Here is a 22,584-nt window from a genome sequence, read left to right on the forward strand (position 1 = left end):
TAACGTATACAAAGACGGGATCTATGAGCCGAACTACGCCCATCGTTCATAAAACGCGCACCCAGGTTGTGGTCGAAGTGCTGCGGGAGAAAATTCTTTCAGGTGAAATCGCAGCAGGCGAACCGCTGCGTCAGAGCGCTCTGGCAGAAGAGATGAATGTCAGCCGGATTCCGGTCAGGGAAGCCCTTTTGCAACTGGAAGCCGAAGGCTTGGTCAAGTTTGAAGCCCATAAGGGCGCCACGGCTACCGAATTGTCGGTGGAGCAAGTCAGCGAGTTATTTGAACTCAGAGCACTGATTGAAACTGATCTCCTTGCCAAAGCCATTCCAAACCTGCAGGATGAAGATCTGCGTCAGGCCGAAGCCGTACTGGACAAACTGGAATCCGCCTTTAAACAGGATAATGCCGTGGGCAGCTGGAGCGAGCTCAACACAGAGTTCCACACAAGTTTGTACCGCGCCGCCAACCGTCCCCACACCATGGAAGTTGTACATGGTCTGAACACCAACTGTGATCGCTATATTCGCTTACAGTTGTTGCTGACAGGTGGGATCCCCAGAGCCGAGCAGGATCACAGGGATCTGCTGCAATTATGTCGGCAAAAGAAAATAGATGAGGCCGTGGTCCTGCTGAGGGCCCACATACTGCACGCTGCCAACGCCATTCGTGAATTGGTAGCCCAACAGGTGAGCTGAAAAATCACGACCCTTTCCAAGCAATAGCGCTTTAGTTGTCCAAAAGACAGATCTGGCTTCTGTCTTTTTATTTTGAGAGTAAATTCAATGCAGTACGCCACTATTACCGGCTGGGGAAAGTGCGTTCCCCCCGCCGTACTGACCAACCATGATCTGGCCACCTTTATCGACACTTCCGATGAATGGATTAAACCCAGAACAGGGATCAGCCAGCGCCATATCAGCCACGTCAACACCTCGGAATTGGCCACTGTAGCCGCTCAGCATGCGCTGGCCGCCGCCGGCATCGAAGGCAGCGAACTGGACATGATTATCCTGGCGACCGCCAGCCCGGACACACTGATCCCCAACATAGCCTCAACAGTACAGGCCAATGTCGGCGCCAACTGCGCCGCCTTTGACATCAACGCCGCCTGCAGTGGCTTTCTCTACGGGGTTGGCTTGGCAACCGCTCAAATCAAGAGTGGTCAATGCAAGAAAGTCCTGGTGGTCGGCGCCGAACGTCTGAGTTTCTACCTCGACTGGTCAAGAAGAGAAACCGCGGTACTGTTCGGTGATGGTGCAGGTGCCGTGGTACTGGAAGCGACAGACAGCCCATGTGGCGTACTGGGCTATGAACTCAACAATGATCCAGGTGGCCGCGACATTCTCAAAGCCAGCTTTGGTACAGGCATGGACAGATTTGTTGCCGAGTCACTGGACTTCTACATCCAATTCGATGGCCAGGAGATCTTCAAACGCGCCATCAACGGCATGGGCAAACTCAGCGCCCAGGTGTTGGAGAAGTGTGGTCTGGACAAAGAGGAAGTCGATTGGGTTATCCCCCATCAGGCCAACGAGAGGATCATCGACACTCTGGTACACAGAATGAAGATCCCCAAAGAGAAGGCCTTCGTCAACATAGCCAACTATGGCAACACTTCGGCAGCCACCATTCCTATTGCCATCTGTGATGCGTTGGAAAAAGGCATGATCAAGCCAGGACAACATATTCTTTCCTGTGCCTTTGGTGCCGGCCTCACCAGCGCCGCCTTGCTGCTGAAATGGGGTGATAGAGTCACGCCGCTGAAGCAGAGCGATGCCAGCCTGCCGCCATGTGAACAGACAGGAATTGAGCTGGTAAAACGCGCGGTAGACTATTTCTGCCATCGCGATAAGGCCTGAGATAAAGCCTGAGCCGAATGACCTGTTTAAAAAAACGGTGCCGTGGGCACCGTTTTTTATTGCCATTGTCTATACGGCTTTAGCCTCTGCCGTTTTCAATCTTGGGTATCAGGCCGAAACCGGCCATACGGGCACCATCTTGCTGCCGTGCTCGGCGACAATCGCCATTATCCCCAGCTGCAACTCCTCGGCGACTTCCTGATAAACCGGTAAACTGGTGGTGCCGACATAGGCCAGTACATTCAACTCGAGCCCGGCGTTGCCAAAACCCTTGAAAGTGACCCGCATCGGTGATTCGTCCACCTTCTCATGTTGCTTTAGCAAGGCTTTGATATCATTGATTATCGCCTGCAGCTGTTTGGCATCTGTGCTGTAATCGAGACGTATCTCTGTCTTGAAACGGATTTTCTCCCGCTCTGAAATATTCTCTATCTCCATTTCGGCCAACTTGGCGTTGGGCATATGAATGACAGAACGATCCAGAGTTCTGATGCGGGTACAGCGTAGCCCTATCTCCTCCACTGTGCCGCGAACGCCGCCGAAATTACCGATATTGCCAACCTTGATAGGCGCGGCTGAATAGAGGGTGATGGTGCCAATCAGGTTTTCTATCGACTGTTTCGAGGCCAAAGCGATTGCCAGCCCCCCGATACCCATCCCGGCCAGTATAGTGCCGGCATTAAAACCCAGATGCTCAAGCCATAATAAGGTCGCCAAGCTCAGCAGGGCCACCCGCAGAAAATTTCCAAGAGGTCGCAACAAGGAGGCCGCCTGTTTGTTGCCCTTGGCTATCCAGCGCTCCCTAAGGCTGCTCTGTGCCAGCCCCACCAGCGCCCATATCAACCAAACTGTGGCCAGAATAAAGAAAAAGCCTGTGTTGACTATCTCCTGCATCGCAGCGCTCAAGGTACTGTTGGCAAGCATGGCTCTATCGAGTGCCACAGCGGCAAAGAATCGCAGAGGGCCACGAATAAAGGCGCCCAATTCAGCCTTGAGCGGGTGTGATGAACGTGAAAGCGGCCATTGCAGCAACCAGGTCACAGGTACCACGAATAAGAACGCCAGCGCCAGATAGGCCAGCATCATGGCCCATTCCCACAGATTCAGGGTAAACAGGCGTCCTTCAGGAATGTGCTCAATAAACCACTCCACCACAGGGCCATAGCCCAAGGCCTGGTAAAGTTTTGGGAGCTTGGCAACCGTGGCATTGGAAACCTTCCACAGACTGCCGTATTCAGAGCTAGGCACCCGCTGCAACAGGAGCTGATAGGCCTTTTTTTCGGCTTCCAAACGGGCAAATCCCTCCCGATAGGCGGGCAGCTTGTCGTCGGTTTTGCCCTCCGGGGTATCATCCAGCTCTTGCGGGTTGAGCCAGAGATTACGCTCGATAATCGCCAGCAACTGCCTGGCATAGAGCGGCCCCTGCTCCGCTGTCATGCCGGTGGGAAGAAAACGCAGATCCAGATACTCGGCCGCGGTTTGGTAATCCCCGTCTTTGGCGTATTGCATAAAGCCCTGCAGGGCGCCTCTGGGGGTATCCCTGAACAAGGGGTCGCGATAATCATAAGCCGCTGCAGCACTTTGCTCGCTTGGCGTTTCCGGTGCAGGTTCGGCCGCCGGACATAACCCAGGCCAGAGCAACAGAATAAATAATCCTATGCCAATCAACACTCTATTCATTAACGCGCTCCTTGCCACTATAAGATAAAGTACCAATCCATCCGGTGTAAGCACTTCAAGCTGTGTTCAAGCCAGAGTACACCAGGGAGCTATTGGCACCTTTAGCAAAAAAGAGTAGCAGAAACATGTAGTTCCGGATATATCGGCTCAGTATTTATACTGCTTGACTTATAGCCAACTGTCGATATAATTGCCGACGATATTAAGGTACCCTCAGCTCGTCCCATCTCGCTCCAGGCCGCTTAAGTAAATTCGTTCAGTTAACAATTCCTGAGTTTAATTGAAATGTCACACAGCTGTGGTGAACTCTGTGCTGCGGCGATGGTCTGATGTTCTACTGACACCCGGAGTGTCTGTATGCACTTCAGTCTGTCGGGGGCTTGATAAAGGCTGACAAACTGGGTACATTCAATAGTCAACCAACGCATCTTTCGCAATAAATGCTAAGGATTTTCTATAGTTAAGATTGTATACGCCAATATCGGCGCTAACAGAAAATAAGGAGTGTGGCCTATGTCATACAAAGTAAACGGACATGAAATCACAGTAAATTTCCCTGTAGATTCAATTTCCATCAACAAAAACTCAATCGCCTTTACCGACAGCAAAGGCAAGAAGAAGCAAACCTTCTCAAAGCGTACAGAAACCCTCAAGTTTATGAAGTGGTTGCTGAGCGCCAATAAGTAAGACTGTCGAAATACCCACTCGATACCCCTATCCTCTCACTGTATCGAACGCTCAGGCAGATTGGACTGTTATCCAGCAGCAATCGGGTAGAACATCACATTTGGTCAAGGCCTTTTCCCGTGATCCCGGGAAGCAGCCTGACCAAATGGCGATAAACAGTAAATCAAGCGCCAGATCATTCTCCAACCCTTCCACTTGAATTAAGCTGATGCTTAACAAACTTATCTGTCGGTGTTGCCTTGAATCAATCCATCACAGCCACTAAAAGCAGAGCGACTAAACCCGGCTCCATTAAACCGAATACCACGGAAGCGATGCGCTCATTGCTTAGCGAGATCCGGCGCTGTATTCCACTGGACTTGCCGGAAGCCAGCCTATGCGGCGGGAAATGCCTGGGTTGCTCCAAGAAAATGCTGGAGATGTTGGACACTGAGGTATGCTTTTGGGAGTCCCGTCTCGATGACGAGGTGCCTGGGCTTGCCGATCTCAAATCCTTGCAGCGCTTGGCTGAGCGCACTCATAAGATCCTCAAGCGCAACCAGCTGGTCTGAATCAGCCGTATTTACGCCTGTATCTGGGAAGCATGGACTCATTGCCAAGGAGCCCCCCCTGATGCAGATACAATACCTGGCTGTGGCCCTCACGTCGCAAGAAGTCGAGCAACACTTGCCAGCCGAGCGGATCGTACAAGAGCTCAAAGCGGATACCGCTTTGCTCCAGTTCTTGCCAAAGTTGGTAAAACTCGGGGTAACACTTGCCAAAATGATACTTGCGTTCGGGTGTAACAATAGTTGGATGCAATGCCTCATCGGGCGATAACTCAAGCAACTGGGTCTTGAGGTAACTGTCTCCGCCGACCACGGCGCAAGTCAGCACTTCAATATCAGCCTGTTGCTCACAAAAATACTTCTGTAGAAACAGTGCCGTTGTACCTGTCCCCGATGGCAAAAACAGCTTGAGGTTATGGGTAGCCTGTTGCTGCTGCCACTGTAAAATCTCGGCGCCCAACTGAGCCACGCCGTATTCGGCATAACTACAGCGCCCCCCTTCGGGAACAAACAGGCTGTGCTCACACTCAGGCACAATATGCTGCCTGACAAAGTCCTCCAGGGTCATGCCGGTCATCAACTCGGCCTTGGGCGTATTCTTTACAGCAATCACCCGTGCGCCCAATTCCAACGCGGCGCGATAGTTACCCAGGGGTTGCTGCTGCAACCATTCCGGCAGGTGATCCACATAAAAGTCCAGCTGCCAACCTTTGAGTTCGGCCAGCGCCGCCATAGAGTAGAGTGAGTTGGCCTGGGCCGAGCCATAACCTATCAGGCGCTTGATACCGGGAAAGTCGTGGTCGAGGAAATAACGGAACTTGCGCGCCTTATTACCACTGAAACTGGGATGAAGCAGATCATCGCGCTTGATAAACAGCTGATGACCTCGAAACTCAAAGGCTTGAACTGGGGTTTTATCCAGTTTGAAATCGGTTAAAGACATGGCACTGGCGATATATTTCAAGGCTAAGGTGTGCAAGGGATGGCTATTGTATGTGTTTGCCGCCAAGGAGGACAGGATTCAGGCCACAAATCCTCACAGGCACCAGTTGGCTTTATGCCGACTAAGTGATGGCTTGGAGGCTAATCCATTGCGGCTCCCCTCTGTGATGATTATCGCCACTTATTGGTATAAATCACCAATCGCCGCCATCCTCCTAGGCTCAGAAATAGCAATATCCAATATTATTCAACAGGTTATAATTATGGCATGCTTCTAGCTAATAATCGAAATATCCAAAGCTTTACAGCAAAACTGTGTGGCTGATCCGCCATTTAAAGGAGCACTCAATGGCTATTTTGCGTCTTATTTTTAATATTGCCTGGTTTATTCTTGGCGGCTTTGTCATGGGACTGGCCTGGTGGTTTGTCGGCTTACTCTGTTTTATCAGTATCATAGGTATCCCATTCGGCCGCGCCTGCTTTGTCATAGGTGAACTGGCATTCTGGCCCTTCGGTCAGGAACATATCAGCCGCGACAGGCTCTCTGGCCGCGAAGACTTGGGCACCGGCGCCCTGGGTATGGTCGGCAACATTATCTGGTTCCTGCTGTTCGGGATTTGGCTGGCGATAGGCCACCTGACCCACGCCCTGGCCTGCTTTGTCACCATCATAGGCATACCTTTTGGCATTCAGCACCTAAAACTGGCCTTGCTCTCTTTAACGCCCATAGGCAAGACAGTGGTCGCCTCTCATTAATCACAAAGCCCAGGTCGGAATAGCTGACTCGTTTTCGACCTGGGCTCAGGCTTTACCCAAACAAGTCTAAGGCGTTTGTCGACTCAAACGCTGCACCAACTCCAGCAATAACTCAGGCCTATCCAGCGCCACATCATGCCCGCAGCGGCAAAAAGGAATCGGCTTTTGCCGATATTTGGCCGCCAGGCGAACGCTGCACTTGGGCGAAACCAGGTGATCATCACAGCCATAAACAATGGTTGCCGGCACCCACAGCTTAGCCGGGGAGCGAAAGCGGGCCGAGGCAACAATTTGTCGCAGGCCATTGGCGAGTGTGGTTTTGGCCTCAAGCGCCAGTTGGCTCCAGAAACGGCACAGAGACTTGTCTTTGGCATGAGCAAGGCTGGTAAGCGCTAGAATCGTCGCCTCGCGCCATTGAATGCCCTCGCCTTTGACTCTGGAGCACAAGGCTCGTAGCAGGGCTTGCAGCCGAAATCTCTGATACCAAGGCGAAAGATCGGCGGCGCTGCTGTTGAGCAATAACAGCCCCTCAAGCTGAAATCCCTTTTGGCGGCCGGCTTCAGTGTCATTTTTCCCGGCAAGTGTCATGGCCACCATGGCGCCCATGGAGATAGCCAATATTCGGCATTTACCCACCTTGCGCCGTAACATTTCATCTGCAACAAAGTCGGCATAATCCTGAATATCCCAGGGACTGGTATCCGCCACCCTATCGCCATTTCCCGGCAGATCGATGAGCTCCACCCGAAACCCCGCCGCCAGCAGATTATCGGCAAAGGCCTGCCAATGACGTTTATCGCGCATCAAGCCGCGGATCATCACCCAGGTTTGCTGCTCAGTCATGACTTGGTTTCTCCGCCGCTTGTGGATACCAAAAGTTTCGTGCCTGATAATCCAGGTGATGCCGATGAAGTTCAGGCAGTTGCTCCAGTACCTGAGCATACCCCACATCGAGCAAGAACTGCATTAGGGTAAAGTGGCGCCGTAAAATACGCTGCAGCCTGTGCTGCTTTTGAGGGTTGAAATAACCGGAGAAACGCAGCAATTGCCTGGGGTTCTTTTTGACCCAGGCCCAGGAGCCCATTTCCAGCGTTAAGGGCAGGAAAGGCACTTGGGGGTTACAACTGACCAAATAATCCCAAATATCACCGTGGGTGCGATAGAAGCGGCTTTGGGGCGCAATATGATAGTGACAATGATGGGGGTAGCTCATTTCGAACAACTGCTTTAGATGATACACCTCCCCCAGGCGGGCAAAAGGTGTGTCCTTACAGGCAAAGGGAAACCAGATATGATCCACCAGGCCAAAACCTGAGTGGGCATCGAGCACAATCAAGCTACTGCCGCGGGCCATAAGTTCATTACTGTAGTCAATAATCGCCCGGGTCTCGGTTTCCAGCTGATTGCTGCGGCCCCGATACCAGGGAAGATATCGGGAAAGCCGTTGACCGCCGACCATAAAGGTCACTGAGCCGCGGGCATCTATGGGAGCATTGCGCATCAAATCGACCCCATTGCCATTGGCGCGGGTTCCCCTGATAAGGCCGATGGGATTCAACACAGGTACAAACGCCAACCGTATCTGGGTTAACATCAACTGCAGATGCTTATCCCAACTGCAGCGGGTCAACAGGCTGCCAAGAAGCGCCAGTATCACCTGGCTGCCGATACGTTCAACCCCGTGAACACCGCCGACGAACAGCACTGTGGGCACCCTGGCGTTTGGGTTCCCCAGTTCCAGCGCCCGCACATCGAGCGACTTACCGGCAAAGCCGACTTGAGCCAAAGACCTGGCGTTCAAGTGTTGCTGGTATTTATGCTCCAGTTCGGCAAGCAGTTCAAGCTCATAGGCACTTTCTGTCACAGACCCGTCCATCTGGGGTAAAGTGCTCAATTTAACCGCTTTGGATGACAACTCAATGATACTTTAAGTGTTGCTCCAATATGCTCTTGGCATCAATTCGGGCCAATCCCTGGTCGAAAATATCCCGCCAACGTTGCCCCTCTTCGGAATTTCGAAAAGCCACCAGCAAGCCCTTGCTGGCCAGCAATTGCCGATTCAGTTTAAGCTTGCCTTCCAACTCCTCCATCCCCTTTTGCCGCAGCAGGTAACGATAAACATTGGCGTCGATCACCACGGCATCAATTCTGGCGGCCGCTAATTTGCGAAGGTTTTGTTCATCGGAATTGGCCAGCTCAAAGGGTTGCCGGCCTGAGTCCATGGCCCGGTCCAAGCTCTCGGTATTAACATAGCCCTTTACCACTCCGAGATTGTAACGCTGCAAGTCCTGCAACTGTTGCCAGCTCACTGGCCGCTGGGATTGTTCCACCAGTGCCAATTGACTGAAGCCAAAGGGCTTTGAAAAAATAAACTTATCGCTTTGGTGATAATACTCTGGAAAGTAACCAAGATAGGGTGAACCAGGCATGTCTGCCAATTTAACCGCCCGGCTCCAGGGGTAGAAATTGACTTTGAGGTCATGGCCCATGGCGGCGAGTGCTGCTTTGACCACGGCAACACAAGCCCCCTGTTGTTCCAACATCTGACCAGTGTAGGGTGGCCAATTAAGCGAGCTCAGTTGCAGAGTGTCGGCGCGAGCCACAGGGCTGCCACTATAAAGTAACAACAGGAGGACGAACAGCGCGGGCCGGCCGAAAAAGGTGATTGAGGTTCTTGCCATAGTATCACTCCGTTTGCCAAGGCCAATCCCATAAGCATTCAGGAAGTTAACAGAGTATAGCTTGTCGATGTCAGTCAGCCACAGGCCCTAATAAGCGCTGCCAGGAAGATAAAAGTATCGTCCTCAGCACACTTTTACCCAAAGCGTGATGCAGGATGAAAATGTGAGAAAAGTCGATTCAGACAAGATAGCTAAAGCAAGAGGTAAAAACCGCGGCAATCATCACAAAAAATCCATCTAAATCAACGATGGAGCCAATCGATATTAACAGCTGTCAAAGCCTCTATCCCATCACTATGATAGACAAATAACCACACACAAAGTAAGCCTATTAGAGGTGATAGCAATGAGATATCAAGCACTGGTCATGGCTGTAACGGCAGCCCTCGGGATGACTGCGGCTCAGGCGGCTGAGCCTATCGAAATTATCAAGCCGGTGAAAATCACCGAGCCGGAAAAGGTCGAACTCGGGAAAATGCTTTACTTCGAACCCAGATTATCAAAATCCGGGTTTATCTCCTGTAACTCATGTCACAACCTTTCCATGGGAGGGGTCGACGCCCTGCCAACCTCGATCGGTCATGCCTGGCAAGAAGGTCCTATCAACTCGCCTACCGTATTGAACGCCGATTATATGTTGGCACAGTTCTGGGATGGCCGCGCCAAAGATCTCAAGGAACAGGCCGCAGGTCCTATAGCCAACCCTAAAGAGATGGGCTTTACTCATGAGCTGGCGTCCGAAACCGTTGCCTCCATGCCGGCTTACCGTGCCCGCTTCAAGCAGGTTTACGGCTCTGAAGAGGTCAATATCGACAGGATCACAGATGCAATTGCCGCCTTTGAAAAGACGCTGGTGACCCCCAACAGCGCCTTTGACAAATATTTGGAAGGCGACAAAAAGGCCATCAGCGCCGAAGCCAAAGCGGGTTATCAGCTGTTCAAGGACAAAGGCTGTGTCGCTTGCCACAATGGCCCGGCGGTCGGTGGCACCATGTATATGAAGATGGGACTCATCAAACCTTTCCACACGGATAACCCTGCCGAAGGCCGCAAGGGAGTCACAGGCAAGGAAGCTGACAAGATGGTGTTCAAGGTGCCGACTCTGCGTAACATTGAACTCACCTACCCCTACTTCCATGACGGCAGCGTCTGGAACCTGGAAGAGGCGGTCAACACCATGTCGGATATCCAGCTGGGCCAGAAGTTGACCGAAAAAGAAACTCAGGAGATGGTATCCTTCCTCAAGTCGCTGACCGGGGAACAGCCCAAGGTTGAACTGCCGATTCTGCCGCCATCCAATAAAGATACCCCAAGGCCGGTTCCTTTCGGCAAGTAATTCATAACCATAAAGAAGCGCCGCATTGCGGCGCTTCTCTTTTACTGTTGCGGTTTAAATGACTCAGCCATTGATATCCCGGTGCAGCTCTTCATACATCAGCTCACGCATGCGGAACTTTTGAATTTTACCGGTAACTGTCATCGGATACTGCTCAACAAACTTGATGTAACGTGGCACTTTGAAATAAGCCACCTTTTCGGTCAGGAAGTGACGGATTTCATCTTCAGTGACAGTACTGCCGGGGCGCATCTTGATCCAGGCACACACCTCTTCACCGTATTTTTCACTCTGTACCCCGAATACCGCGGCATCCTGAATATCCTGATGAGTGTAGAGTTTCTCTTCAATCTCCCGCGGATAGATGTTCTCACCGCCCCGGATAATCATGTCTTTGATGCGACCGACTATCTGCACATAACCTTCGCTGTCCATCACCCCGAGGTCGCCAGAGTGCAGCCAACCATCCTTGTCTATGGTGGCTTGGGTTTTGGCCGGATCGTTCCAGTACCCCAGCATCACACAGTAACCTCGGCTGCACACCTCACCCGGCTGACCTACAGGCACTATTTCACCGAACTCATCGATAATCTTCACCTCGGTATGGGGTAGAGCCCGGCCAACGGTAGTGACTTGTTTCTCGAATGAAGATTCCACCTCTGTCATGTTATTGATCGGGCTGCATTCGGTTTGGCCATAACCGATTACGACTTCCGTCATATGCATCAGCTTATGCACCCGTTTCATCACTTCCTCGGGACAGGTGGCTCCGGCCATCACTCCGGTTCGCAAGCTGCTGAGGTCATAATCCTGGAAGTTGGCCAACTCCAATTCGGCAATAAACATGGTCGGCACCCCGTGAAGTCCGGTGCAGCGCTCCTGCTCAACCACCTTGAGGGTAATAGCAGGATCAAAGGCATCGGATGGGAACACGGCCGTGGCACCTTTAGCCAGACAGACCAGGTTCCCCAGCACCATGCCGAAGCAGTGGTACAGAGGCACGGGAATACAAAGCTTGTCGTCCGGGCCAAAGCCCATGGCGTCGGCCACCAGCATGCCGTTGTTGAGAATATTGTGGTGGGTCAGCGTGGCGCCTTTGGGGTTCCCCGTGGTGCCTGAGGTGAATTGAATATTGATGGCATCATGGGGCGATAAACGCTCACCTATGCCTTTGAGATCGGCATATTCCGCCTCAGAGCCCATGGCACATACATCAGGGAAATTCAGCATGCCCGGCGTCTTGTCACTGCCGGTGCGAATAACGCAGCGCAGTTCCGGCAGACGGCTGGACATCAGTTTGCCGGGCTCGGCATCACTGAGTTCCGGCGCCAGCTCATTCAGCATCGCCAGGTAATCGCTGGACTTGAACTTGTCGTGGGTGATAAGTGCCTTGCAGCCCACATTGGTGAGTGCATATTCCAGCTCTTCCGGGCGATAAGCCGGGTTGATGCACACCATGATGGCGCCAATTCTGGCGGTGGCAAACTGAGTCAGACACCACTCGATATTATTGGGCGACCAGATCCCGACCCGATCCCCGGGGCCGATACCCAGTGCCAGCAGGCCTGTGGCCAGCTTATCTATCTCTTCAAGATAGCGCGCATAACTCCAGCGCAGTTGCTGATGATGCATCACCACGGCAGTGTTGTCCGGATAACGGTTGCAGATATCCTGCAGATACTGGCCTATGGTCTTGTCTATCAAGGGAGTATTACTGTGCCCCAGATAACGGCTCTGGGACAGAGGTAAATCATTGGGTTGCTTGCTTGTCTTGTTGGCAGACATCTAAGCCTCCGTGCGTTGTTTTATCGTTATAGGAAGAGTCTGTCACCCTGAGCCGGCGGCCCTCCCCTCACAGTGTGAAGCCATATTGGCGGCATCTGAAAAGTATCAAAAACAGCGGCAATGATTGGCTTTCACTGCGGCCTGGGCGCAGGGTTCATAACGACTCTAACGAATGGCGCATTGGAATAACAAGCAAGGAAACCGGCTTTTAGACTAAAGAATAATGGCTCAAAAACCATCAGGGCCCTCAAAGGAGCCCTGAATAAAAAGTCTGCCGATGACGGGATCATGGCAGCAAAATGGACAATATAAGATCAGCCCCCGGATATTCTCAGGCCGCCTTTTGCAGTTGCTGCATTCTTTCCAGTAAGGCCAACATGACCCCCTGGCGGCGCATGTTCTGCAGGACACCCGGGCTGAAACGCTCAAGTCGCACCATGGCACTGAGCAGCAAGCGGCATTCATACAAGGAAGCATCGGCGATATATTCAGGCCTGTCGACCATATGGCTGTTTTGGTACCAATCGTCCCAACTGAACTCGTTGAGCAGCATGCCTTGGCGCTTCATTTCAGCAACAAATTTGTGGACTGTCGCGGGATTGTAATCCTGTTCCCCGCGGGCAAAATCATGACGATAGGTTTGATAATCAGCAGTTGAAGCTGTCAGGCTAAGCGTGGCCATAGGCGACTCCTAATCTTTTACATCGATTATCACAATAATGCATAATCTACCAATCTAATGAGGTCAGTCTGCCCTTGCCTTGCTGAATAAGTGCTTAACAGGCTGGTAAGCTTTTCTGGTAAAAACACTCAAGGAGTGCCAGCATGAAGTACTGGTTGATGAAATCCGAACCCGATGAATTCAGTATCGGCGATCTACAGCGGGTCAAGGTGGAACCCTGGTGCGGGATCCGCAATTATCAGGCTCGAAACTTTATTCGCGATGAACTGCAAATCGGCGACGCCATTTTGTTCTATCATTCCAGTTGCAAAACGCCGGGCGTGGTGGGCACTGCCAGAGTCGTCGGAGAGGCCAAAGCCGATACCACGGCCTGGGATCCAGAGTCACCCTACTTTGATCCCAAGTCGAGCCCAGAGTCACCGCGTTGGTTTCAGTTGGATATCGGCTTTGAACGTCAGTTTGCCAGAACAGTTAGCCTCAAAGAGGTCAAGGCAGACTCGCAGCTCGAACATATGTATCTGGTACAAAAAGGGGCCAGGCTGAGCGTGCAACCGGTCACAGAGCAGGAATGGCAACGTATTCTTCTACTCGCAGGAGAGAAACTATGACAAACAAACTATCCAAAGCCTTGGTAGCAATCAGCCTGGGTGCCATGCTGGCCAGTCCGGCCGTTTTGGCCAAGCAGGATAAAGACCACAAAGATTTGCCCCCTGGACTGCAAAAGAAAGCCGCCCGGGGTGAACCTTTGCCTCCGGGTTGGCAGAAGCGCTATCACAGGGGCGATATTCTTGATAATGATATCTATGCCCGCGGCCGAGTGGTTGTGCCGCTGGGCAATGATGGCCTGATAACGGTCGACATTGAAGGCACACTGTTCAAGCTGCACGACAAGACCCGCAGGATCATTGAGATCCTGGAACATTGATACCGTTATCAAAAGCCCTAAGTTCAAAAGCAAAAAGCCATGGTAGAAACCATGGCTTTTTTGTTTGTCGGCAAAATAGGTTAAGCGCTTGACTGCCTTTCTTCGCTGCTATCTTTACTGCTATCTCTGCTGATAGTTTCGCAAATAGCGCTTTAGCGCCCATCCAGCATACGGCCAATTCCACCAAGCACTGAGCCCTCTCCCCTGTCACTGCCACCGGCGGAAGGCGCATGGGCAATGATCCTGTCGGCCATACGGGAAAACGGCAGGCTCTGCAGCCACACTATGCCATGCCCTGAAAGTGTCGCCAAAAATAAACCTTCACCACCAAACACCATGGACTTGAGAGAGCCGGCCCTCTCTATGTCGTAATCGATGCCGTTGGTAAAGCCCACCAGACAGCCGGTATCCACTCTCAGGGTTTCGCCCTTAAGCTCTTTACGGATCAAGGTGCCACCTGCGTGAATAAAGGCCATGCCATCACCCTTGAGGCTCTGCAAAATAAAGCCTTCACCGCCGAAGAAACCGGTTCCCAGGCGCTTATTGAACCTCATGGTCACCTGGGTACCCAGGGCCGCGGCCAGAAAACTGTCTTTCTGCAAAATGAGTTCACCGCCGACCTCATCGAGATCGATTGCCAGGATGGTGCCGGGATAAGGTGCGGCGAACGACACCCGACGTTTGCCCTGGCCCTGATTGCTGAAATGGGTCATAAACAGGCTTTCACCTGTCAGCATACGTTTACCGGCCCCCATCAACTTGCCAAAGAATCCTGAATCCGGCTCTGAGCCATCGCCCATGCGCGCTTCAAAGCTGATCCCTTCCTCCATGTAAGTCATGGCGCCCGCCTCGGCGATCACGGTTTCACCGGGATCCAGCTCCACCTCAACCAGCTGCATGCTCTCGCCCTTGATCTCATAATCCACTTCATGGCTGTTCTTGCTCATTGAAACTCCCCCTCAATGGTTTAGGGTCTGAATGACCTGGCACTCAGTCTATGACATAAAATGTCAAAACAGCAAGTGAGGAGACGGATGTGATTTGAGTAAAAAGTAACAGAATGCTTCAACCCAGACCGCTGGCATTATCCCCCTGAAAGCGCTCAAACTCCTCCAGAATCAGCTCAGTAAACAGCCTTCCTGCACGGCCAAGAGGCCGCTCCAGCGTCGACACCAACTGAGGAATAAAACGAAAACGGCTGCCGCCGACAAAGTCCAGCTCACTTAAATCACCACAAGCCAGCTCTTCGGTTATCAGGAAGTCCGGCATCCAGCCAAAACCCAGGCCCTTGAGCAAGGCGTTCTTTTTCATGATGAAACCGGAGAGATAAAAGACCTTGTCGCCGCCGAACTGCAGCTCATCGCGCTGGCTCTTGACCGGTGATGAGTCTTCGATGGTGAGCTCCACATGTTGCTGCAATTCTGACAGGGTAATGCCGCGGCGCGAAGTCAAGGGGTGGTCTTTACCTGCCACCAACACACTGGTGATAGCAGGCAGGGGCTTGGGGTGGTAACTGGGGCCACTGCGATAGTCTTTCACCAACATAAGATCAGCGCTGTCGCGCTCAAACCTGTGTTGTACCCCACCGAGAAACTCCATATTGAGCTGGATTTTGGTCGGGATCTTATGCTCTGTCATGCGCTTGAGGGCGGTCATGATAGGCTCCATCGGCAAGGCGCCGTCTATCACCAGCTCCAATCTGGGCTCCCAGCCCTCACTGAAACGGCTGGCCAGATGCTCTATATTGCCAAGATGCGCCAGCAAGCGTTGTCCCTCGGCCAAAATAACCCGCCCTTCGTGAGTCAGCTCGGCCCGGTATTGATTACGGTCAAGCAGATTAACGCCAAGATATTGTTCCAGTTTCTTTATCTGATAACTCACCGCCGACTGCGCCTTGTGCAGACGCTCTGCCGCCTTGGCAAAACTGCCCTCTTCCACCACCACCTTAAGCACATTGAAGGCGTCGATATCGATACGCAAGGTTTACACTCCCGTAAATCCAACAAGACAATCAAATTTTTAGATTGAGTATGCCGAATAATTATTCTTTTTTTTGTACAAGCGCGCAACTAAATTGAAAGATAGATCACAAAAACGGCTCATTTGCGCTGCTAGCGACCGGCAATTCCGACAGACAAGAGCGCAAAGAGAACAAGAATAACAACAGTGGCCGCCGAAGGTTCCCAAAGAAGGTTAACAGCAAGCGCCACCAAGGAAGAGTCAGATGCCATTTTATGTAAAACAGGGGCAGGTTCCCAACAAGCGCCATATCGCATTTGAGAAGCCATCCGGTGAACTCTACCGTGAAGAGCTGTTTTCAACCCATGGCTTTTCCAATATCTATTCCAACAAGTATCACCACAATATGCCTACCAAGGCGTTAACCGTTGAGCCTTTTGAGCTCAGCCATGGTGAAGTGTGGCAGGACTCCCTGGTACAGAACTATAAACTGGACAGTAAACAGGCCGACAGACAGGGGCACTTCTTCTGTGCCCGCAACAAGATTTTCTTCAATCAGGATCTGGCGATTTATACTGCCAGAGTCACCGAGGATACCGAGCTGTTCTACCGCAATGCCTACGCCGACGAGGTGGTATTTGTCCACGAGGGTGAAGGCGAGCTCTTAAGTGAATACGGCAAGCTCAAGGTGCAAAAGTGGGACTATCTGGTGATCCCCCGCGGCACCACCTATCAGTTGAAATTCAAGGACTACAGTAATGTGCGCTTGTTGGTGATCGAATCCTTCTCCATGGTGGAGATCCCCAAACACTTTCGCAATGACTATGGCCAGTTGCTGGAGTCGGCGCCCTATTGCGAGCGGGATATCCGGGTACCCGAACTGACAGAGGCCAGGGTCGAGCAAGGGGAGTTCCCTCTGGTCAGCAAGTTTGGCGACAAGTATCAGCTGACTCAGCTGGAATGGCATCCTTTTGATCTGGTGGGTTGGGACGGTTTTGTCTACCCCTGGGCCTTCAACATCACAGAGTACGCGCCCAAGGTAGGCAAGATTCACCTGCCCCCATCGGATCATCTGGTGTTTACCGCCCACAACTTTGTTATCTGCAACTTTGTTCCCAGACCTTACGACTTCCATCCCAAGGCGATCCCGGCACCTTACTACCACAACAATATCGACAGTGACGAGGTGCTCTACTATGTGGATGGCGACTTTATGAGCCGCACCGGCATAGAAGCCGGTTACCTGACACTGCATCAAAAAGGCGTGCCTCATGGGCCACAGCCCGGGCGCACCGAAGCCTCCATCGGCAAGAAAGACACCTATGAATACGCCGTTATGGTGGACACCTTTGCCCCGCTGCAGTTAACCACCCATGTGCAAAGCTGCATGAGTACTGATTACAACCGCTCCTGGCTCGAAGGCTGAGCCCGGAAACGAATATCCAGCAAGGCCATCAGAGAATGGCCGCAAGCAACATCATTGAAGAGGACATAGAAATGGCAAGCGAAAAGAATCCACTGGGACTGCTCGGTATCGAATTCACCGAGTTTGCAACCCCGGACAGTGATTTCATGCACCAGGTCTTTATCGACTTTGGTTTCTCCATGCTGAAAAAAGCCAAGGACAGGGAGATTTTCTATTACAAGCAGAATGACATTAATTTTCTGCTCAACAAGGAGCGTCAAGGCTTCAGCGCCGAATTTGCCAAGCACCATGGCCCGGCCATCTGCTCCATGGGGTGGCGGGTAGAAGATGCCAATTATGCCCTGCAACTGGCGGTATCCCGCGGCGCCCGTCCGGCGGATCAGGCCCACACTGATCTGCCCTACCCGGCAATCTATGGTATAGGCGACAGCCTGATTTACTTCATCGACCGTTTCGGCGAGCAGGACAATATCTACAAGACAGACTTTGTCGACCTGCCAGCCCCTGTGATAGTCCCAGAAAAAGGCTTTATGGAAGTGGATCACCTGACCAACAATGTCCACAAGGGTACCATGGAACAATGGTCTGATTTCTATAAGGATATCTTCGGATTCACCGAAGTGCGTTACTTCGATATCAGCGGCGTACAAACCGCCTTGGTCTCCTACGCCCTGCGCTCTCCCGATGGTAGCTTCTGTATCCCCATCAATGAGGGCAAGGGTGACGACAAAAACCAGATTGATGAGTACCTGCGCGAATATAACGGCCCGGGCGTGCAACATCTGGCGTTCCGCACCCGGGATATCGTCGCCTCGCTCGATGCCATGGAAGGAACCTCAATCGAGACCCTGGACATCATCCCTGAATACTACGACACCATCTTCGACAAGGTGCCTCAGGTGACTGAAAACCGTGACAAGATAAAGCATCATCAAATTCTGGTGGACGGGGATGACAGTGGCTACCTGCTGCAGATCTTCACCAAAAACCTGTTCGGCCCCATCTTTATCGAGATTATTCAGCGCAAGAACAACCTCGGCTTTGGCGAGGGTAACTTCAAGGCGTTGTTCGAATCCATCGAGCGCGATCAAATGAAGCGTGGCGTGCTGTAACCGATAGCGAAATCACCTGTTTGAGACCGATCTGATGATCGGTCTCTTGTTTTCCGCCTTAGTGTATTGAGCACTGCAATTTTTTACTTTGTCACCCGGTAGGATTTCATTAGACTGATCTCCCTTTTTTGAGAGACAGCTGTACCCAAAATGCAAGACTACGCCCTGCTCGCCGCTTTTATTCCAACCTTTTTCTTTGTTTCCGTTACCCCGGGAATGTGCATGACCCTGGCCATGACACTGGGGATGAGCATTGGGGTGCGCCGCACTCTGTGGATGATGCTGGGTGAACTCGTGGGGGTCGCCCTGGTGGCTTTGGCGGCCGTGCTGGGCGTGGCCACGGTTATGTTGAAACATCCGATGATCTTCCAGGGGCTCAAATATCTTGGCGGTGCCTATCTTATCTGGCTCGGCATCAATATGTGGCGGGCCAAGGGCAAGATGGCCAATCTGGACCAACCCAGAAGTATCAAGCGCACAGCGTTGATCTCCCAAGGCTTTGTCACCGCTATTGCCAATCCCAAGGGCTGGGCCTTTATGATTTCCTTGCTGCCTCCCTTTATTAATCTGCAGCAACCTATGGCACCGCAACTGACGGCACTCATCGGCATTATCATGTGTACCGAACTCATCTGCATGCTGGCCTATGCCAATGGCGGCAAGAGCCTGAGGCTGTTTTTGAGCCGTGGCAACAATGTCCGCCTGCTCAACCGGATAGCCGGCAGTCTGATGCTGGGGGTCGGTGTCTGGCTGGCGCTGGGTTAATCGCCCTTTTTGTAGGGTAAGGCCTGCTGCAACTGCGCTTGATACAAGCGGTTGTTGCCGGCCTCTGTTTGACAGAAATCGGCTATCGCCTCCCGAAAGCCCGGATGCGCTATGCCATGCAGCGAATAGGTGGTGACACACTCAAAGCCGCGGATAAGCTTGTGCTCCCCCTGGGCACCGGCGTTGAAGCAACTGAGGCCGTTCTCGATACAGTAGTCTATCCCCTGCCAGTAACAGGCTTCGAAATGCAGCGCCGGGATCTCCTCAAGTGCGCCCCAATAGCGGCCATAAAGAGTATCTTTCCCCTGCAGATAAAGCGCGCATGCCAGCGCCTGCTGCGGCGCTTCGCCCAAGCGGTGCACCAGGAGCAAACGCACCTCGGCCGCCATCAACTTACCGAGTTGCTTGAAAAAGTCGGGCTGAAGATATCCCCGGTGGCCGGAGCGTTTCAGATAGGTTTGCCGATAGCAGCGATAGAAAAGCTGCCAGTGCCAATCTTGCAGTTCATCGCCCCTGAGCCAGACAAACTGCAAGCCAGCCAAGGCGCGGCGCTCTTTGAGAATATTCTTGCGCCGTTTGGAGTTGAGCCGCGCCAAAAAATCATCAAAGTTGCTGTAACCCCGGTTAAACCAATGAAACTGCGTTCCTTCCCGCACCAAGGTCTGGGGCAAATGCCGCAATGACTCGAGTTGCCCCTTGCTGACAAACAGCCAATGCCAGGAGGAGTAGCTTTCGAGCAGTTGCCAAAACAGTTTCCCCAGCGCCTGCTGGATATCAGCGGCCGCCGCCCTGGCCTCAGGCGCTATCCCGAGTCTTGGGCCGGTGACAGGCGTAAAGGGAATGGCGCAGACCAGCTTGGGATAATAGGCTTCACCGTGGCGCTGATAGGCATCGGCCCAGGCCCAGTCGAACACATATTCGCCCCAGGAGTGCTCCTTGAGATAGAGAGGCATCACAGCCAAACGCCTGTCGTTGCAAAACAGCTGTAAATGCATGGGTTGCCAGCCGGCTGCGGCGCAAACACTGCCACTTTGCTCCAGCGCCTTCAAAAAAGCATGTCGGCAAAAAGGGTTGTCCGGCTCTGTTTTTCCATCTTCAGCCAGACACAGATCCCACTCGGCGGCGGGGATCTCATCAATGCTGGCGGCAAAACGCCACTGCCAGTGCTTATTGTCCAAATTTATTCCATATGCCGAGGCAAACTTGCAATCAAGGATAATTGGCGGCACATTGCATAGCAACTTAAGCAAAAGCAGTATAAGGAAATATAGTGCGTCTGATAAAACCGCTGATCTTCGCCGTCGCTCTGGCTCTGCCTGCAGCCTCCACCCTGAGTTACAGCCCACAAGCTACCGCCAACGAATCCTCGATTTACAGTGAAATGGCCACAGCCCAGCCCGTTTGGGCCAAGCATGGCATGGTTTCCAGCCAGGAGGCACTGGCTTCCCGTATCGGGGTGGATATTCTCAAGCAAGGCGGCAACGCAGTAGATGCAGCAGTGGCCGTGGGTTATGCCCTGGCAGTGACTTTGCCCCGGGCAGGCAATATAGGTGGCGGCGGTTTCATGCTGGTACACCTGGCGAAGGAAAACAAGACCATAGCCATAGACTATCGGGAGATGGCGCCTTCCAAGGCCCACAGGGATATCTTCCTCGATGACAAGGGCAATGCGGTCAATAAACTCAGCCGCGAGCACGGCCTGGCGGTAGGCGTTCCCGGCACTGTGATGGGCATGGAGCTGGCCCTGTCCAAGTATGGCACCATGAAACGGGAGCAAGTGATAGCCCCGGCGATCAAACTGGCGCGGGATGGGATCAGCGTTACTTCAGATCTGGCCAACTCCCTCGATGGGGTTAAGCGCCGCATCTCCCAATGGCCAAGCTCTGCCGCCATCTTCTACAAGGCAGATGGCAGCAGCTTTGTACCGGGCGAAATCATCAAGCAGCCTGAGTTGGCTCACTCGCTGGAGCTGATTGCCAAACAGGGCAGCAAAGGATTTTACCAAGGGGAAACCGCCGAGAAACTGGTGAGTGCCATTCAGGCCGCCGGCGGCATCATGACCCTTGAGGATCTCAACAACTATCAGGCCATAGAGCGCCAGCCGGTGCGCGGACACTATCGAGGCTATGAGGTGGTTTCCATGCCGCCGCCATCATCGGGTGGCATCCATATCATAGAGATCCTCAACATTCTCGAGCAGTACCCCATCCATGATCTGGGCCACAACACCGCCGCCACTTTGCATCTTATGGCCGAGGCCATGAGACGGGCCTATGCCGATCGCAGCGAGTATCTCGGCGATCCGGATTTCTATCCTGTGCCGGTCAAAGCCCTGTTGAGCCCGGATTATGCCCAGACATTGGCCAAGAGCATCGACAGCAAGCACGCCACCCCTTCAAGCCAGGTCAAACCCGGCAAACTGGCCCCCTATGAAAGTGACCAGACAACTCACTACTCGGTCGTGGATAAATGGGGCAATGCGGTATCCAACACCTATACCCTCAACTTCAGTTATGGCTCTGGGCTGGTGGCCGATGGTACAGGGATTTTGCTGAACAATGAGATGGATGATTTCTCAGCCAAACCCGGCACCCCCAACGGTTATGGCCTAGTGGGCGGTGAAGCCAACTCGGTACAGGGCAACAAGCGGCCACTGAGCTCCATGAGCCCGACCATGATAATGAAAGACGGTCAGCCGTTTCTGGTTACCGGCAGCCCGGGTGGCGCCAGGATCATTACCACAGTGCTGCAGATCATCATGAATGTGATTGACCACGACCTGAATATCGCCGAAGCCAGCTTTGCGCCGCGAATGCATCACCAGTGGCTGCCGGATGAAATTCGGGTTGAGCGCAGCCTCAATGGTGACACCATAGCGCTGCTGGAAGCCATGGGCCACCAGGTCAAGGTCAAAAGTTCCATGGGCAGCACCCAGAGCATTATGGTGACCGAAGAAGGTAAATTTGGTGCATCTGACCCGCGCCGTGCCGGCAGCGAAGCGGCGGGCTACTGAGCCCAGTTACCTAAACCTAAGCCACTGAAAAAACTCCTTAGATAGGTTTCTGAAACAAAGTAGTGAGCGACGGGCATTAAATTCGGCTTAACTCTCATTTAAAACAGCTCCGCAGATGCCACTCTTGCGGAGCTGTTTTTTTACACTGAACCAAGGTTCACTTTTAACAAACCGGCGGCTTAACCTCCGCGCCTTGGCGTGGGCTAAATATGCGCTAATTCAATCCAGAGCTTTCATTTCTGCTACCCGAGACGCAATTAACAAGCCATCAATAACCCTCTTATTTATAAGCATTTATCAATCCATTCAGGCGGCACAATTCCTTGCTTCTGACAAGTAAAAACTCAGATAGCGGCACTTTTGGCGATTATGACGCCAATATGTGTTCAAAATTAAACCACAGCTCAAAATTCAACCTATCACACTGT

General features: G+C 52.6%; 22 protein-coding genes. 12 read left to right on the plus strand and 10 right to left on the minus strand.

Annotated elements, in window-relative coordinates; all coding sequences use genetic code 11:
• Positions 1–23: 23 nt before the first annotated feature.
• Positions 24–695: a GntR family transcriptional regulator gene (locus E1N14_RS13075; RefSeq protein WP_025011106.1), complete on the plus strand. Its 672-nt coding sequence runs from the start codon at positions 24–26 to the stop codon at positions 693–695.
• 87 nt (positions 696–782) lie between these two features.
• Entirely contained in the window at positions 783–1,859 is a 1,077-nt protein-coding gene (locus E1N14_RS13080) for a ketoacyl-ACP synthase III (protein ID WP_028780812.1), read from the plus strand.
• Positions 1,860–1,967: 108 nt separating this feature from the next.
• Here the strand turns inward: E1N14_RS13080 and E1N14_RS13085 are convergent, their stop codons facing one another.
• Positions 1,968–3,539 carry a mechanosensitive ion channel family protein gene (locus tag E1N14_RS13085; RefSeq protein ID WP_062793386.1) on the minus strand — a complete coding sequence of 524 codons (1,572 nt, stop codon included), beginning with the start codon at positions 3,537–3,539 and terminating at the stop codon, positions 1,968–1,970.
• A 513-nt stretch (positions 3,540–4,052) separates the two neighbouring features.
• On the opposite strand from E1N14_RS13085, the gene E1N14_RS13090 reads away from it, so the two are divergent.
• Both E1N14_RS13090 and E1N14_RS13095 read left to right on the plus strand, forming a co-directional pair.
• A complete protein-coding gene (locus E1N14_RS13090; protein WP_093983382.1) occupies positions 4,053–4,226 on the plus strand; it encodes a hypothetical protein in 174 nt (57 codons plus the stop codon).
• 314 nt (positions 4,227–4,540) lie between these two features.
• Positions 4,541–4,777: a hypothetical protein gene (locus E1N14_RS13095; RefSeq protein WP_037437240.1), complete on the plus strand. Its 237-nt coding sequence runs from the start codon at positions 4,541–4,543 to the stop codon at positions 4,775–4,777.
• A 1-nt stretch (position 4,778) separates the two neighbouring features.
• Here E1N14_RS13095 and E1N14_RS13100 read toward each other — a convergent pair whose 3' ends face one another.
• On the minus strand, positions 4,779–5,717 hold the full coding sequence (locus E1N14_RS13100) for a 1-aminocyclopropane-1-carboxylate deaminase/D-cysteine desulfhydrase (RefSeq protein ID WP_037437241.1): 939 nt from the start codon (positions 5,715–5,717) through the stop codon (positions 4,779–4,781).
• A gap of 347 nt (positions 5,718–6,064) precedes the next feature.
• On the opposite strand from E1N14_RS13100, the gene E1N14_RS13105 reads away from it, so the two are divergent.
• Complete coding sequence (locus E1N14_RS13105) at positions 6,065–6,472, plus strand: YccF domain-containing protein (RefSeq protein WP_025011114.1); 408 nt, start codon at positions 6,065–6,067, stop codon at positions 6,470–6,472.
• 66 nt (positions 6,473–6,538) lie between these two features.
• On the opposite strand, the gene E1N14_RS13110 is transcribed toward E1N14_RS13105, so the two are convergent.
• Genes E1N14_RS13110 through E1N14_RS13120 form a run of 3 tightly spaced genes read right to left on the minus strand, consistent with a single transcriptional unit; the run spans position 6,539 to position 9,153 of the window.
• Positions 6,539–7,315, minus strand: coding sequence for an alpha/beta fold hydrolase (locus E1N14_RS13110; protein ID WP_062793385.1), 777 nt, complete (start codon positions 7,313–7,315; stop codon positions 6,539–6,541).
• Entirely contained in the window at positions 7,308–8,336 is a 1,029-nt protein-coding gene (locus tag E1N14_RS13115; RefSeq protein ID WP_025011117.1) for a DUF2817 domain-containing protein, read from the minus strand. Before E1N14_RS13115 ends, E1N14_RS13110 begins: the two co-directional genes overlap by 8 nt.
• A gap of 52 nt (positions 8,337–8,388) precedes the next feature.
• Positions 8,389–9,153 carry a substrate-binding periplasmic protein gene (locus tag E1N14_RS13120; protein WP_025011118.1) on the minus strand — a complete coding sequence of 255 codons (765 nt, stop codon included), beginning with the start codon at positions 9,151–9,153 and terminating at the stop codon, positions 8,389–8,391.
• A gap of 346 nt (positions 9,154–9,499) precedes the next feature.
• On the opposite strand from E1N14_RS13120, the gene E1N14_RS13125 reads away from it, so the two are divergent.
• A complete protein-coding gene (locus E1N14_RS13125; protein WP_062793384.1) occupies positions 9,500–10,489 on the plus strand; it encodes a cytochrome-c peroxidase in 990 nt (329 codons plus the stop codon).
• A gap of 63 nt (positions 10,490–10,552) precedes the next feature.
• Here the strand turns inward: E1N14_RS13125 and E1N14_RS13130 are convergent, their stop codons facing one another.
• Positions 10,553–12,274: an AMP-binding protein gene (locus tag E1N14_RS13130; RefSeq protein WP_025011119.1), complete on the minus strand. Its 1,722-nt coding sequence runs from the start codon at positions 12,272–12,274 to the stop codon at positions 10,553–10,555.
• 331 nt (positions 12,275–12,605) lie between these two features.
• Positions 12,606–12,956 carry a DUF6508 domain-containing protein gene (locus E1N14_RS13135; RefSeq protein WP_025011120.1) on the minus strand — a complete coding sequence of 117 codons (351 nt, stop codon included), beginning with the start codon at positions 12,954–12,956 and terminating at the stop codon, positions 12,606–12,608.
• Positions 12,957–13,099: 143 nt separating this feature from the next.
• Here E1N14_RS13135 and E1N14_RS13140 point away from each other — a divergent pair, with 143 nt between their 5' ends.
• Positions 13,100–13,564 carry an EVE domain-containing protein gene (locus tag E1N14_RS13140; protein ID WP_025011121.1) on the plus strand — a complete coding sequence of 155 codons (465 nt, stop codon included), beginning with the start codon at positions 13,100–13,102 and terminating at the stop codon, positions 13,562–13,564.
• A complete protein-coding gene (locus tag E1N14_RS13145; protein ID WP_025011122.1) occupies positions 13,561–13,881 on the plus strand; it encodes a hypothetical protein in 321 nt (106 codons plus the stop codon). Before E1N14_RS13140 ends, E1N14_RS13145 begins: the two co-directional genes overlap by 4 nt.
• A gap of 152 nt (positions 13,882–14,033) precedes the next feature.
• On the opposite strand, the gene E1N14_RS13150 is transcribed toward E1N14_RS13145, so the two are convergent.
• Positions 14,034–14,828, minus strand: coding sequence for a TIGR00266 family protein (locus tag E1N14_RS13150; protein ID WP_025011123.1), 795 nt, complete (start codon positions 14,826–14,828; stop codon positions 14,034–14,036).
• A gap of 118 nt (positions 14,829–14,946) precedes the next feature.
• Positions 14,947–15,861, minus strand: a complete 915-nt coding sequence (locus E1N14_RS13155) for a LysR family transcriptional regulator (protein ID WP_025011124.1) — start codon at positions 15,859–15,861, stop codon at positions 14,947–14,949.
• Positions 15,862–16,105: 244 nt separating this feature from the next.
• Here E1N14_RS13155 and E1N14_RS13160 point away from each other — a divergent pair, with 244 nt between their 5' ends.
• The 3 genes from E1N14_RS13160 (at position 16,106) to E1N14_RS13170 (ending at position 19,143) form a co-directional block, all read left to right on the plus strand.
• Positions 16,106–17,266 carry a homogentisate 1,2-dioxygenase gene (locus E1N14_RS13160; protein WP_062793383.1) on the plus strand — a complete coding sequence of 387 codons (1,161 nt, stop codon included), beginning with the start codon at positions 16,106–16,108 and terminating at the stop codon, positions 17,264–17,266.
• Positions 17,267–17,337: 71 nt separating this feature from the next.
• A complete protein-coding gene (gene hppD / locus E1N14_RS13165; RefSeq protein ID WP_045282736.1) occupies positions 17,338–18,378 on the plus strand; it encodes a 4-hydroxyphenylpyruvate dioxygenase in 1,041 nt (346 codons plus the stop codon).
• 150 nt (positions 18,379–18,528) lie between these two features.
• Positions 18,529–19,143, plus strand: coding sequence for a LysE family translocator (locus E1N14_RS13170; protein WP_025011125.1), 615 nt, complete (start codon positions 18,529–18,531; stop codon positions 19,141–19,143).
• Here E1N14_RS13170 and E1N14_RS13175 read toward each other — a convergent pair.
• Positions 19,140–20,321: a GNAT family N-acetyltransferase gene (locus E1N14_RS13175; protein ID WP_025011126.1), complete on the minus strand. Its 1,182-nt coding sequence runs from the start codon at positions 20,319–20,321 to the stop codon at positions 19,140–19,142. The genes E1N14_RS13170 and E1N14_RS13175 overlap by 4 nt on opposite strands.
• Before the next feature lie 92 nt (positions 20,322–20,413).
• On the opposite strand from E1N14_RS13175, the gene ggt reads away from it, so the two are divergent.
• Positions 20,414–22,156, plus strand: a complete 1,743-nt coding sequence (ggt, locus tag E1N14_RS13180; RefSeq protein WP_025011127.1) for a gamma-glutamyltransferase — start codon at positions 20,414–20,416, stop codon at positions 22,154–22,156.
• Positions 22,157–22,584 lie beyond the last annotated feature (428 nt).

This window comes from Shewanella algae, from assembly GCF_009183365.2.
Classification (GTDB): domain Bacteria; phylum Pseudomonadota; class Gammaproteobacteria; order Enterobacterales; family Shewanellaceae; genus Shewanella; species Shewanella algae.